The 13,318-nt window shown below is 68.7% G+C and carries 12 protein-coding genes; 8 read left to right on the top strand and 4 right to left on the bottom strand.

Translation table 11 applies throughout. The annotated features are described in order from the left end of the window. The first annotated feature begins 9 nt into the window (after positions 1–9). Positions 10–1,296 carry an ArgE/DapE family deacylase gene (locus tag EBE87_RS14465; RefSeq protein WP_120638516.1) on the top strand — a complete coding sequence of 429 codons (1,287 nt, stop codon included), beginning with the start codon at positions 10–12 and terminating at the stop codon, positions 1,294–1,296. 16 nt (positions 1,297–1,312) lie between these two features. Here the strand turns inward: EBE87_RS14465 and EBE87_RS14460 are convergent, their stop codons facing one another. From EBE87_RS14460 to EBE87_RS14445, 4 genes are all read right to left on the bottom strand, one after another. Next, positions 1,313–2,533 (bottom strand): MFS transporter, encoded by a 1,221-nt coding sequence (locus tag EBE87_RS14460; RefSeq protein ID WP_120638517.1) that lies wholly within the window; start codon positions 2,531–2,533, stop codon positions 1,313–1,315. Positions 2,534–2,544: 11 nt separating this feature from the next. Then, entirely contained in the window at positions 2,545–2,988 is a 444-nt protein-coding gene (locus tag EBE87_RS14455) for a hypothetical protein (RefSeq protein ID WP_122140049.1), read from the bottom strand. 152 nt (positions 2,989–3,140) lie between these two features. After that, entirely contained in the window at positions 3,141–5,261 is a 2,121-nt protein-coding gene (locus EBE87_RS14450) for an FUSC family protein (protein ID WP_122140048.1), read from the bottom strand. 233 nt (positions 5,262–5,494) lie between these two features. Further along, positions 5,495–6,388, bottom strand: coding sequence for a LysR family transcriptional regulator (locus EBE87_RS14445; RefSeq protein WP_233553145.1), 894 nt, complete (start codon positions 6,386–6,388; stop codon positions 5,495–5,497). Between the two features lie 134 nt (positions 6,389–6,522). Between EBE87_RS14445 and EBE87_RS14440 the strand changes: the two genes are divergently transcribed. Genes EBE87_RS14440 through EBE87_RS14410 form a run of 7 tightly spaced genes read left to right on the top strand, consistent with a single transcriptional unit; the run spans position 6,523 to position 13,306 of the window. Next, complete coding sequence (locus tag EBE87_RS14440) at positions 6,523–7,464, top strand: N-carbamoyl-D-amino-acid hydrolase (protein ID WP_199707279.1); 942 nt, start codon at positions 6,523–6,525, stop codon at positions 7,462–7,464. 29 nt (positions 7,465–7,493) lie between these two features. Continuing rightward, on the top strand, positions 7,494–8,336 hold the full coding sequence (locus EBE87_RS14435; protein ID WP_120637792.1) for an amino acid ABC transporter permease: 843 nt from the start codon (positions 7,494–7,496) through the stop codon (positions 8,334–8,336). Next, positions 8,333–9,103: an amino acid ABC transporter ATP-binding protein gene (locus EBE87_RS14430; RefSeq protein WP_120637793.1), complete on the top strand. Its 771-nt coding sequence runs from the start codon at positions 8,333–8,335 to the stop codon at positions 9,101–9,103. The genes EBE87_RS14435 and EBE87_RS14430 overlap by 4 nt, the downstream gene beginning before the upstream one ends. A 10-nt stretch (positions 9,104–9,113) precedes the next feature. Continuing rightward, positions 9,114–9,938: an ABC transporter substrate-binding protein gene (locus tag EBE87_RS14425; protein WP_120637794.1), complete on the top strand. Its 825-nt coding sequence runs from the start codon at positions 9,114–9,116 to the stop codon at positions 9,936–9,938. Next, positions 9,925–10,812: a polysaccharide deacetylase family protein gene (locus EBE87_RS14420; RefSeq protein WP_120637795.1), complete on the top strand. Its 888-nt coding sequence runs from the start codon at positions 9,925–9,927 to the stop codon at positions 10,810–10,812. The genes EBE87_RS14425 and EBE87_RS14420 overlap by 14 nt, the downstream gene beginning before the upstream one ends. 33 nt (positions 10,813–10,845) lie before the next feature. Further along, positions 10,846–11,667, top strand: coding sequence for an ABC transporter substrate-binding protein (locus EBE87_RS14415; RefSeq protein WP_233553146.1), 822 nt, complete (start codon positions 10,846–10,848; stop codon positions 11,665–11,667). A gap of 55 nt (positions 11,668–11,722) precedes the next feature. Next, positions 11,723–13,306, top strand: coding sequence for an ABC transporter substrate-binding protein (locus EBE87_RS14410; RefSeq protein ID WP_199707281.1), 1,584 nt, complete (start codon positions 11,723–11,725; stop codon positions 13,304–13,306). Positions 13,307–13,318: the final 12 nt, after the last annotated feature.

The raw sequence follows: 13,318 nt of genomic DNA, 5'->3' as shown, positions 1-13,318 counted from the left end.
GGAAAGCCCATGCCTGACAACACTGTTCTTGAGCGCCTGCGCAAAGCGGTCGACGCCAATTTCGATGGGGAAGTCGAGTTCCTGTCGGAGATGGTGCGCTTCCCCAGCCTGCGTGGGAACGAGGCGCCGATCCAGGACTGGCTCGCGCGGCAGTTCAGCACGCGCGGCTATGCCGTGGACCGCTTCACCATCGCCGATACCCCGCTGGCCTCGCATCCCAAGGCCAGCCCGATGGTGGATGCCGACCCGGCCAAGTCGGTGCAGGTGGTGGCCAGCCACCGCGCCAAGGACCCGACCGGCCGCAGCCTGATCATGCAGGGCCATATCGACGTGGTGCCGGAAGGCCCCACCGAGATGTGGACACACCCGCCCTATGCCGCCGTGATCCGCGACGGCTGGATGTATGGCCGCGGCGCCAATGACATGAAGGCCGGCGTCGCCTGCATGATCTACGCCATGGATGCCATCCGCGCCGCTGGCTTCGAGCCCGCCGCCGATGTGCATCTGCAGACGGTGACGGAGGAGGAAAGCACCGGCAACGGCGCGCTCGCCACGCTGGCGCGCGGCTACCGGGCCGATGCCTGCCTGATTCCGGAGCCGACCAACCACACCATCACCCGTGCCCATACCGGCACGCTGTGGTTCCGCATCCGCGTGCGCGGCGTGCCGGTGCATGTCGCCTACGCGCAGACCGGCACCAATGCCATCCTCTCCGCCATGCACCTGATCCAGGCGCTGCAGGAACATACCAAGGCGGTGAACGTCGAGGCGCGCTCGCACGCCTGGTATGCCGATATCCAGGACCCCATCAAGTTCAACCCCGGCATCATCCGCGGCGGCGACTGGGCCAGCTCCACGCCGGCCTGGTGCGAGGTGGACTGCCGCATCGGCGTGCTGCCCGGCACCGAGGTCAAGGACGCCATGGCGGCGGTGGAGGCCTGCGTGCGCTCCGCACAGGGCGGCGACAACTTCCTGTCCAACAACCCGCCGGAGATCATCTGGCATGGCTTCCAGGCCGACGGCTTCGTGCTGGAGCCGGGCAGCGAGGCGGAGAAGGTGCTGGCGGGCGCGCATCAGCAGGTCTTCGCCAAGCCGATGGAGGAGCGGCGCTCGACCGGCGTGAACGACACGCGCTTCTATGGCCTGTATTACGACATGCCGGCGCTCTGCTACGGCCCGGCGGGCGAGGGCTCGCATGCCTTCGACGAGCGGACCAACCTGGACAGCATCCGCAAGACGACGCTGTCCATGGCCGCCTTCATCGCCGATTGGTGCGGGCTGCGCGAGATCCGCTGAGGCGCCCGGGGGTGCCTCAGGGCGCCCCCAGAGCCGGCTCAAGGCTGTCGTCGGCCTCCCGCGTTTCCGGCATCGCGAAAGCGGCGAGCAGGAAGCCCAGGAAACCGGCCGCTGTCAGCACCGCGAAGGCCGCGCCCACGCTGACCCAGGTGGCGATGGCGCCGGCCAGGGTGCTGCTGATGGTGCCGCCAAGCCCCATCGAGAGGCCGAACAACGCCATGCAGAGGTTGAAGCGGTTGCTGCCCCGCGTCAGGTCGGCGGCCAGCAGCGGCACCAGCACGCCAAGCGCGGCGGCGCTGATGCCATCCAGCGCCTGCGCCGCCACGATCAGGTAAGGGTCGTTGATCACGCTCATCAGCAGCCCGCGCAGGGGCAGGGCGCCCAGCCCGGCCAGCAGCACCAGCCGCCGCCCACGGGTTTCCGTCAGCCGGCCGACCCAGGGCGCGATGGCGCACATCACCAGCTGCGGCACCACGATGCAGGCGGCGATCACGACATTGGCGTAGTCGCCGGCATTGCGCGTGATCTCGGTGCCCACCAGCTGCAGCAGCGCCGCGTTGGACAAGGTGAAGAGCATGCCACAGGCGGCGAACACCAGCACGCGCCTGTCCGTCAGCAGCGAGCGCAGCCCGCCTTCCGGAGCGGTGACGCCGGCGACGACCGGCTGCACCGGCGGCGGATGCAGCGCCGTGCCCCTGATGGCCGACAGCGCGATCAGGCCGGGAATGGTCAGCGCGGCTGTCAGCCAGAAGACCGATCCTGCGGAGAACCATGAGCCCACCACACCCATCACCGCCGCCGCGATGCCGCTGCCCAGCGCGCCGAAGCGGGCATTGCGCCCCAGCCGCTCCCCCAGATGCGCCCGCCCGACCAGCGCCAGGCTGATGGCGGCGATGGCCGGCGTCAGCACGCACGACGCGACGCCATGCAGCACCTGGGAGCCCAGCACCGGCAGGTAGGAGGGCCAGACCACCATCAGCAGGGCGCTGAAGGCGATGCACAGGATGGCGACCAGCGCCGCCAGCCGCTTGCGCGGCGTGGCATCCACCAACATGCCGGCGGGCACCTGGCACAGCATCATGGTCGCGGTGCCGATGCTGAGCACCAGGCCTGTCTGCACCTCGGTCCAGGACTGGGTGGTCAGATAGACGACAACAAAGGGACCGAAGCCGGTCTGCACATTCGCGGTGAAGAAGTTGAGCCAGTCGAGCGCCCGTCCGCTCCGTCCGCCTGTCATGAACCCGCCTTCTATTGGTCCGCGGGTGGTTCTCCCGCGGGGGCCTCTGCCTCAGCTGGCGCAGGAGGCGCGGCCAGAACGGCACCCTCACCGTCCTTAAAGTCAGGGATGCTGCGAAGTTGCTCCCGGCCCAGGCTCAGTTTGATGCCGGAAGGACCGATGCTCAGCACTTCCCAGGCCACCGCCAGCCGCCGTTTGCCGACGCCCAGGAAGCCGCCGTAGTCCAGCACCGCGCCCACCGGCTGGGCCTGCGCGTCCACCAGCACGTTCACCAGTTGCGCCACGACCATGTCGCTGGGCCCCTTCACGTCCTGGCCCAGCAGGCGGAAGAAGGTGCCCTTCTCCAGCTTGCGGCCGGAAGCGGGGGGCAGCGGGGGCGGCGCCTCGGCCGCCGGGGGGGCGGCGGGCGGCGCGGGTGCCTCTTCGGCAGCGGCCAGGACCACCGAGGGCGACAACAGGACCAAGCCTGTCAGTGCGAGGGCGGGAAGCTTGAAGCAATGCTGCGGACCCATGCTTCTGTAACTGCGCTTACTCGGGGCGCGGAGCAAGTCCTCTCCCCACCACGCGGTGCCGCTGCGCGGATTGGTGAAGACCAAGCCGACCGACCTCAGGCGTGCGCGGGCTCCGGCCGCCGCAGCGCTCCTTCCAGCAGCTCGATCTGCCGGGCGATGCGGGCCAGCGGGTCCAGCAGCGCCTCGCCCTGCGGCAGCGGCGGGCGGGGCGGCAAGGGGCCGTTGCCTGTTGTCAGGCCGCCCATGGAGGCGGTGATCCAGTCCCGCCACGCATCGCCCTCGGCGGCCGTCAGCGCGGCATGGGCCATGGGGTCGTGCCGCAGGGCGGAGAGCCGGCCGGCGATGCGGCGCAGCGTGGCATCCACCAGCGTGGCGCTGCCGACCGCCAGCCGCCCGCCGCCGCGCGGTTCCTGCAAGGCGCGGGAGATGCTCGCTTCCAGGTTGTTGGTGGCCATGCCGGCGGCGCGGCGGGTGGCCTCGGCGCTGCCGGCGGGGCTTTCGCCGATGATCTCGGACAGCACCGCCCGCGCGTAATCGGCATGGGCGGCAATGGCGTCGCGCTGTTCCTGAACCAGCCGCATCGGTTCCCAGCTCGGCCACAGGAAGAGGCAGCCGAAGATGGCCAGCAACCCGCCGCCCAGCGTCAGGAGGGCCCGCAGCCCCGCGATCTCCCAGGAACTGTGGCCGGGATGGAGCAACTCCATCAGCACCACCACGATGGGCGTGATGCCGGTGATCCAGGCGGTGAAGGAGACCTGCCGCGCGGCGAAGGCCACCGTGCAGAGCGGAAACAGCACCAGCGCGAGGTCCAGCGGCGCGCGAATGAAATAGGCGATGACGGCGCCGATCAGCCCGCCCAGCACCGTGCCGCCAATGCGTTCCAGCGCCCGCTGCCAGGTGGTGGCGAAGAAGGGCTGCAGCGTCACGATGGCGGTGATGGGCAGCCATTGGGCGAACTGCTGCCCGTAGTCCAGCGTCAGCGCCAGGGCCGGCGCGCCGATGACGGCGACGCGCAGCGCGTGCCGCAGCGTCGCCGATTCCCAGTTCAGGTTGGCGCGCAGCGGCACCAGCACGCGGTCGCGCCAGGGCTGCGCCCGGGCCGCGCCGACCGGCCCGCCGGGCAGGTAGCCGCCCGGGGTGCTGAGCCGAGCGGCGATGCGCAGGCGCTCGGCCATGGCCTCGGCCAGCGGGTGCAGCAGCGGGTCGGCGGCGGTGGCCGCCAGGGCGCGGCTGGTGGCGCGCTCCAGCACCTCGGCGCGCACATTGGTATCGGCGGCAATGGCATCGGCCAGCACCACCAGCATCGGGCGCAGCAGGCGCAGCAGCGTCTCGGCGGCCGCCAGGCGGGCCGGGTCGCGCTCGCCGTCCAGCAGGTCCGACAACGCGATCAGCGAGCCGAAGATCTGGTCGCAGGCCTCCAGCCGCAGCAGCGCCTGCCCGCCGCGCAGCGACAGGCGCCCGCGCATCCTGACCAGGTCCAGCACGATGGTGCGGGCATGTTCCAGCTCCTCCCGCACCGCGCGGCGATGGGCGCGGCCATGCGCGTCCCAGGCCTCGGTGCCGGCGCCGTCCAGCAGCAGGAGGCGCTGGTCGGCGGCGAGCTCCGCCAGCCGGCGCCAGCAACCGGCCACAGCGTTGCGGGCGGGGCGGTAGGGATGCAGGCGCCAGACCACCATGGTCAGCAGCGTCGCCCAAAGCCCGCCGCAGACGAACATGATGCCGGCCTCGAAAGCTTCATGCATCGCCAGGGGCTGGCCCACCGAGACCACCAGCACGATGCAGAGGATATTGCCCACCGCCGCCGCGCCGGCGCCCCAGACCCGCGCCATGCCGAGGCAGAAGAGCCCGACGAAGGCCAGTGGCAGCACCACCGGCAGCCCAGGGTCCCGCAACAGCCCGAAGCAGACCCAGACCAAGGCGCCCGAGACCGTGAAGGCCAGCAGCGCCGGCACGCGGAAGCGGATGGGGCCGCCGATGTCGCAGAGGCAGGTGAAGAAGGCCGCCAGGGCCATGTAGACCAGCGGCGGCCAGCCCAGCCATTCATTGGCCAGCAGCACCACCCCGCAGGCCAGCGCGGCGCGGACGCCCTCGGCCACCCGCACCGCGCCGAGGTCCAGGCCCCAGGGCAGGCGGGACAGGTCGGCGCCCGGATTGCGGGGTGTGCCGGCGCGCGGGCGCTGGCCGGTGCGGGAGGCGTCGTTGCGTCTGGGAGGCATGGCCGTTCCGCTGTTGATCTGGCGGGCGAGAAAAGGGACGCGCTTCTAGCGCCTGCCAGGGAGCCGCACCAAGCCGGCCCGGCAGGCGCGCGGCAGGGTTGCGGCGCATACCGGCCGGTAGAGCCCAGGCTTATGTCGGCATCATGGCGGCAGAGCCACCATCAGCGCGGAATTGCCGAGGCCGATGCGCTGGCCTGGGCCGAACTGCGAGAAGGATGGCGGTGCAGGACCGGTTACAGCGGCGCCTGGGCCGGTAGGTTGCCCACCAGCCCATCCAGCGCCTCCATCACCTCCGCCAGGAAACGCCGCGCGGTTTGCGAGATCGGCTTGCGGGCGGACCAGAAGGCATAGGCGACGGAAGGGATCGCAGGCTCGAAGGGCCGCGCCGCGAGGCTGTGGTCCCGGGTGGGGGAGAAGGGGTCCACCACCGCCGCTCCCAGCCCGGCGGCCGCCAGCACGCAGGCTGTGTCGCAATAGCGGACCTCGGCGCGGAAGCCGAAGGGCTGGCGCTCGGCCAGGAAGGCGTCGCGGACCGCGATGCCCATGCGTGTACCGGCCTCCAGCGCGATGAAGGGGTGGGCCACCAGGTCGCGCGGCGTCACGCTGGGCAGGCGCGCCAGCGGGTGGTCGCGGCGCGCGACGCAGACCATGCGGCCGGTAAAGAGCGGCTGCACCTGCAAGGATTCGTGGTGCCCCAGGCTGAGGCCGAAGCCGAGGTCGGTGGTGCCGGCCTCGACGCTGCGCACCACCTCCGACAGGTTGCGCACATCGAAGAAGATCCGCAGGCGTGGATGGCGGCGCAGGAAGCTCTCCAGCGCCGCGGGAATGGCGGAATGGCCCAGCGGCGGCGTGCTGAGGATGCGCAGCCGGCTGATCTTGTCCTCCCGCAGGTCCTGCAGCTTCAGTTCCAGCGCGGCATGGATGGCGAAGAGTGGCTCGGCATCCTCATGCAGCACGCGGGCGGCCTCGGTCGGGAAGAGGCGGTTGTTGACCCGCTCGAACAACGGGAAGCCGAGCTGGCCTTCCATGTGGCGGATGGCGCTGCTGACGGCGGGTTGCGACATCCCCAACGCCCGCGCCGCCGCCATGGTGGTCTGGCAGCGGATGGTGGCGCGGAGGATTTCCAACTGGCGTAAGGTCAATCCTTGGGCACCCTATAAGCGTGACGAATGAAACTACGCGATTTCGTATAGCGAAACCAATTGATCTGCCAGACAGTTATGCGATGTTCGGCGCCAAGACTGAACGGAAGAGCGCCACCATGCCCCGTATGCTTCATATCGCCGCCGCCCAGATGGGCCCCACCCAGCGGGCCGAGCCGCGTGAGACAACCCTGGCGCGCATGATCGCGCTGCTGGAAGAGGCCGCCGCCAAGGGCGCGCAACTGGTGGTCTTTCCCGAACTGGCCTTCACCACCTTCTTCCCGCGCTGGCTGCTGAGCGGCGAGGAAGTGGAAAGCTACTTCGAGCCGGCCATGCCGAACCCGCAGGTGCAGCCGCTGTTCGACCGCGCCAAGGAACTCGGCGTCGGCTTCTATGTCGGCTATGCCGAACTGACGCCGGAAGGCCAGCACTTCAACAGCGCCATTACCGTGGGTCCTGACGGCATCATCCTGGGCAAGTACCGCAAGGTGCACCTGCCAGGCAGTGTCGAGCCGCGCGAGGGCGCGCGCTTCCAGCAGCTCGAGAAGCGCTATTTCGAATATGGCGACCTCGGATTCCCCGCCTTCCGCGGCGCGGAATCCTGGCACCGCCCGGTCATGGGCATGCTGGTCTGCAACGACCGCCGCTGGCCGGAAGCCTGGCGCGTCTATGGCCTGCAGGACGTTGAGCTGATGGTGATGGGCTACAACTCCGCCGCCTATGACCCCAATGGCGGCAGCACCGAGAACGAATCCATCCGCACCTTCCATTCCACCCTGGCGGCGCAGGCCAATGCCTACATGAACGCCACCTGGGCGGTCAGCGTCGCCAAGGCCGGCAACGAGGATGGCTCGGGCCTGATCGGCGGCTCCTGCATCGTGGACCCCAATGGCGTCGTGGTGGCGGAAGCCAAGTCGCTGGCCGATGAAGTGGTGGTGGCGGAGATCGACCTCGATGCCTGCCGCCAGGGCAAGGAAAAGATGTTCCACTTCGCCAGCCATCGCCGGCCAGAACATTACCGGCGTATCGTGGACCAGGTTGGCGCCCAGGCGCCGGCCTGACACAGCGCCAGAGCCGGGAAGCCCTGTCCATGTCACACCCCGCCTCCGCCTTGCCGGATATTTCCGGCTACCGGATCATTCCAACGCGACACTGGGGGCGCTGGCTGGCGGTCGCTGTTATCGCCGTCCTGCTGGCGCTGCTGGCCCGGGCCTTCGCGGTCGGCCAGATCGAATGGGACTATGTCGGCCAGTTCCTGACCGCCCCTGCCATCATGCAGGGGCTGGTCAACACCATCTGGATGTCCATCGCCGCCATGGCGCTGGGCATTGCGCTGGGCATCGGCACCGCCGTGATGCGCATGTCGCCCAACCCCGTGCTGCGCGGCGTGGCCATGGGCTACACCTGGTTGTTCCGCGGCACGCCGATCATCCTGCAGTTGCTGCTGTGGTTCAACCTGGCGCTCGTCTTCCCCCGGCTGGGCTGGGGGGACTGGTCGATGCGCACGGTGGATGTCATGACGCCGATGCTGGCCGCGCTGCTCGGCCTCGGCATCAACCAGGGCGCCTATACCTCCGAGGTGGTGCGCGCCGGCATGCTCTCGGTTGATGCCGGGCAGTATGAAGCGGCGAAGTCCATCGGCATGACGCGGCTGGTGGCGCTGCGCCGCATCGTCTTCCCGCAGGCGATGCGCGTGATCATTCCGCCGCTGGGCAACGAGTTCATCGGCATGGTGAAGCTGACCTCGCTGGCCAGCGTCATCCAGTTCGCCGAGATCCTGCACGCGGCGCAGAACGTCTACTACGCCAACTCGCGTGTCATCGAGCTGCTGATCGTCGCCGCCATCTGGTATCTGGTTGTGGTCTCGCTGCTGACGCCGGCGCAGATGCTGCTGGAGCGCCGTTTCTCCCGTGGCGCGGGGAGCACCCGATGAGCAAGATTCCCCTGGTTTCCATTGTTGATGTGCAGAAGCATTTCGGCAGCTTTCACGCGCTGAAGGGCGTCTCCCTGGATGTCGCGGCGGGCGAGGTGCTCTGCATCATCGGCGCCTCCGGCTCCGGCAAGACCACGCTTCTGCGCTGCATCAACCAGCTCGTGGAGCCGGACAGCGGCGCCATCTGGGTGGACGGCGAGTTGACCGGGCATCGTATCCGGGGGCACAGCCTGCACCCCTTGAGCGAGAGCGAGATCGCCCGGCAGCGCCTGGCTACCGGCATGGTCTTCCAGCGCTTCAACCTTTTCCCGCACATGACGGCGCTGGAAAACATCATCGAAGGCCCGGTGCGCGTGCTGAACCGCCCGCGCCGCGAATGCGAGGCCGAGGCGCGCGCGCTGCTGGAACGCGTTGGCCTGGCGCACAAGGCCGATGCTTATCCCGCCAATCTTTCCGGCGGGCAGCAGCAGCGCGTGGCCATCGCCCGCGCCCTGGCCATGAAGCCGAAGCTGATGCTCTTCGATGAGCCGACCAGCGCGCTCGACCCCGAGCTGGTGGGCGAAGTGCTGGCGGTGATGAAGGAACTCGCCCGTTCCGGCATGACCATGATTGTGGTGACGCATGAGCTGGGCTTCGCCCGTGAGGTCGCCGACCGCGTGGTCTTCATGGACCATGGCAGCATCGTTGAATCCGGCCCCGCATCCGAGGTCCTGGGCAACCCGCGCGAAGCGCGGACCCAGGCCTTCCTTTCCGCTGTGATTTCCTGAAGGACACGCCATGAAAAAGGCCCTGATGCTTTCGGTCGCGCTGCTGGCGACCACCGTCGCGGCGCAGGCGGCCGAGCTGCCCGCGCGCATCAAGTCGCGCGGCACCATCATCTCCGCCATCGTGCCGAACTATCCGCCGCTGGACCTGCGCGACCCCAAGACCAACGAGCTGACCGGCTTCGATGTCGAGCTGGGCAATGCGCTGGCCGCCAAGCTGGGCGTGAAGATGCAGTGGCAGGAAACCAGCTTCGACCAGATGCTGGCCTCGGTGCGCACCGGCCGCGTGGACATCATCCTCTCCGGCATGAGCGACCTGAAGACGCGGCAGGATACCGCCACCTTCATCGACTACCTGCGCTCCGGCTCGCAGTTCTTCACGCAGGCCGACCGCGCGGCGGAATTCAAGACGCCCGAGGCGCTCTGCGGCAAGGCCGTCGGCGCCAGCCGCCGCACCGCGCTGGTGAACGACATCAAGGTCTTCAGCGATGCCGAATGCGTCGCCAAGGGCCGCCCGGAGATCCGCGTTGTCGGCACCGAGGGCTCGGCGGATGCGCGCACGCAGCTGCGCCAGGGCCGCATCGACGCCGCGATGCAGGGCGGCGAGACGCTGCCCTACATCATGGCGCAGGAGCCGAACACCTACGCCCTGGTGGGCGAGCCGGTGCGCTACACGCTGATGGGCATTGCCGTGGGCAAGGAAGAAACGGAACTGCAGAACGCGCTGGCCGATGGCCTGCGCGGCCTGATCGCCGATGGCACCTATGCCAAGCTGCTGGAGAAGTGGTCGCTGACGCCGAGCGCCATCCCCGAGGTGCAGGTCAATGGCGGCAATTGATTCGGCGGCGCTGAACGCGATCCCGCTGGCGCCAGCCAACCGGGCGCCGCTGGCCCCCGAGTACCCCTGGCCGCAGGGGTACAAGGCGGCGATGTTCCTGTCCTTCGACGTCGATGCCGAGACGGCCTGGACGGCGAAGGACCCCGCCCGCTACGGCGAGCTGGTGACCATGTCCTATGGCGGCTTCGAGGTGCGCGTCGGCGTGCCCAAGCTGCTGGAGATGCTGCGGCAGCAGGAACTGAAGGCCACCTTCTTCATCACCGGCTGGTCGGTCGAGGCGCATCCTGCGATGTGCGAGGCCATCCTGAAGGACGGGCATGAGGTCGGCCACCACGGTTTCCACCACGTCATGCCCATCCCCGGGGACCCGATGCTGGTGGAAGAGGTGGACCGTGGCCTGGAAGTGCTGAAACGCCGCCTGGGCGTGGTGCCCAAGGGCTATCGCGCGCCTTCCGGCGAAAGCTGCGAGGAGCTGCGCGTGCTGCTGAAGGAGCGGGGGCTGATCTATTCCTCCTCCTGGCGCGACGACGTGCGGCCGTACCGGCACCTGCTGGCCGATGGCCGGCCTGGGTTGATCGAGCTGCCGGTGACCATGACCTATGACGACTGGCTGTTCGGCCTCTCGCACCGCTACAGCCCGCGCCCGATGTTCGAGCGTGAGCACGTTCTCTCCATCTGGAAGGACGAGCTGGAGGAAACGCGCGAATGGGGCGGCATGGTCACCACCGTGCTGCACCCGCAATGCAGCGGCCGCCCGATGCGGCTGAAGCTGCTGCGCGAGTTCCTGGAGCATGCCCGCGCCTATAACGATGTCTGGATCGCCACGGGCGAGCAGATCGCGGCGCATTTCGCAAGCTGCGAGGCTGCTGGCTAAACCACTGCAACAACGAAGGTAGGTGCTATGAGGATGAAGTTTCTCTCCGCCGGTATCGTCGCCATGGTCTTCATGGCACCCGCCTTCGCCCAGGAACTGCCGGAGGCCGTGCGAAAGCAGGGCCACCTGCGGGTGGGCATCGAAGCCACCTATCCGCCAATGGCCTACAAGGACCCCGCCACCAATGAGCGGCGCGGCGTCAATGTCGACCTGGTCACCGCCATCGGCAAGGAACTGGGCATCGAGCTGCGCTGGGAGGAAATGGCCTTCGCGCAGCTCATTCCCGCCATCGCCACCAACCGGGTGGATTTCAGCGGCAGTTCCATGACCGACCTGCCCTCGCGGCGGGAGAAGCTGAGCTTCGTGGATTACATCTCCACCGGCGCGCAGATCTTCACCACCGTGCAGCAGCAGAAGGGCGCGCAGCAGCCCATCGATTTCTGTGGCCGCAGCATCGCCACGCCGCGCACCACCAACTACTTCCCGCAGGCCCAGGCCTGGAGCGAGAAGAACTGCGTCGCCGCCGGCAAGCCGCCGATCCGCGTGATCGGTACCGAAGGCGCCGCCGCCGCCCGCACAGACCTGCAGCAGGGCCGCGCCGATGGCGCCATCCTCGGCGCCGAATATGTCGTGTACCTGTCGCAGCAGAACCCGGGCACCTTCGTCACCATCGGCGAGCCGATCTCGCGCAACCTCTCCGGCATGGCCTTCGCCAAGGAGCAGGCGCCGCTGCGGGATGCCGTGGCCGGCGCGTTGAACCGCATGATCTCCAACGGCACCTACATGGAGATCCTGAAGAAGCACGGGCTGGAGAAGCAGGCGCTTTCCGCCATCACCATCGACGCGGGCGAATAACGCCGCGCCCTGGTGGCCGCCGGGGGCGGCCGCCGACCCTTCCTGGAGTATCTTGATGCATCGTCGTTCTCTGCTGCGCGCCGCCGCGGCAACGTCTCTGGCTGGCCTTTCGGCACCGCGCTTCGCCCGCGCTGCCTCGGCCACCACGCTGCGCTTCATTCCGGTGATCGACCTCGCCTTCGTGGACCCGATCTATTCCACGGCGCAAGTCTCGCGGAACCATGGCTTCATGGTCTTCGACACGCTCTACGGCATGAACAGCAAGCTGGAGGTCTCGCCGCAGATGGTGGAAGGCCATCGGGTGGAGGACGACGGCAAGCGCTGGGACCTGACGCTGCGCGAGGGCCTGACCTGGCACGATGGCGAGAAGGTGCTGGCGCGAGACTGCGTCGCCAGCATCAAGCGCTGGGCGAAACGCGACCCCTTTGGCGATGCGCTGATGGCGGCGACGGACGAGCTTTCGGCGCCGGACGACCGCACCATCCGCTTCCGCCTGAAGCGGCCTTTCCCCTTCCTGCCGATGGCGCTGGGCAAGGCCGCCGTGCCGGCCTGCTTCATGATGCCGGAGCGGCTGGCGAATACCGACCCGTTCAAGGTCATCCCCGAGGTCATCGGCAGCGGCCCCTTCCGCTTCGTGGCCAACGAGCGCATCCCTGGCGCCCGCAACGTCTATGAACGCTTCGCGGGCTACAAGCCGCGCGAGGGCGGCGTGAGCGACTGGACCGCCGGGCCGAAGGTGGTGCACTACGACCGCGTGGAATGGACCACCATGCCGGATGCGGCGACCGGCGCCGCCTCCCTGCAATCGGGCGAGCAGGACTGGCAGGAAACCACTCCGCACGACCTGCTGCCGCTGCTGCGCCGCACGGGCAACATCAAGATCGATGTGCTGGACCCTCTGGGCTTCACCTGCCTGCTGCGCATCAACCATCTCCAGCCGCCCTTCAACAACCCGGCCATCCGCCGCGCGCTGCTGGGTGCCATCGACCAGAGTGACTTCATGTCCGCCGTGGCGGGCGATGACCCGGCCTTCCAGCACACGCCCATCGGCTTCTTCTGCCCGGGCACGCCGATGGCCAGCGATGTGGGCCTCGATGTCTTCAAGGGTCCGCGCGACTACGACAAGGTGAGGCGTGACCTCGCCGCCGCGGGCTACAAGGGAGAGAAGGTGGTGGTGCTGGTGCCGGCGGACTCGCTGGCGCAGAAGCCGCTGGGCGATGTCGCCTTCGGCATGATGCAGCAGGCTGGCATGAACGTGGAATATGTCGGCATCGACTTCGGCTCGGTGCTGACGCGGCGCAACCGCAAGACGCCGGTGGAGGAGGGGGGCTGGAGCGCCTTCGTCGCCAACTGGCAGGGCATGGACTGGCTGAACCCGGCCGGGCACCTGACCCTACGCGGCAATGCCAGCTATCCCGGCTGGTCCAGCAGCGAGCGGACGGAAGCCCTGCGCGACCGCTGGCTCTCCGCCGCCTCGCTGGAGGAGCAGCAGCAGATCTGCGCCGAGATCCAGCGCATCAGCTTCGAGGAAGTGCCCTACTATCCGCTCGGCCAGTACAAGCAGCCGACGGCCTACCGCAGCGCCATCACCGGCATCGGCAAGGGCACGGCCACCTTCTGGAACGTGAGGCCGGCGTGAGAGGAATGACGG

The sequence above is a fragment of the Teichococcus wenyumeiae genome (assembly GCF_003696345.1).
GTDB lineage: Bacteria > Pseudomonadota > Alphaproteobacteria > Acetobacterales > Acetobacteraceae > Pseudoroseomonas > Pseudoroseomonas wenyumeiae.
The sequence above is the reverse complement of the archived record's forward strand: the minus strand, read 5'-3'. Positions and strand labels throughout refer to the sequence as shown.